At 56.7% G+C, this 217-nt stretch carries 1 pseudogene; it reads left to right on the top strand.

The annotated features are described in order from the left end of the window. A pseudogene (locus Q1A48_RS21650) lies at positions 1-217 on the top strand (IS481 family transposase); the annotation flags it as partial.

Raw genomic sequence — 217 nt, 5'->3', positions numbered from 1 at the left:
CGACGTGGACGCCCTGCTGGAGAAGAACCGGCGGGTGCCAAATCACAAGAACCGCGTTGACTCAGCTATCGAAGAAGTAGTGCTGGCTTATGCCCATGAGCAGGTACGGGTATCCAATGAGCTACGTAAGCGCGGTGTCTTTGTGTCGTCTAGCGGGGTTCGCAGTATCTGGTTGCGGCATGACCTGGCTAACTTCAGACTCCGCCTGAAAGCCCTG

Source organism: uncultured Microbulbifer sp. (genome assembly GCF_947489355.1).
Taxonomy (GTDB): Bacteria; Pseudomonadota; Gammaproteobacteria; order Pseudomonadales; family Cellvibrionaceae; genus Microbulbifer.
The sequence above is the reverse complement of the archived record's forward strand: the minus strand, read 5'-3'. Positions and strand labels throughout refer to the sequence as shown.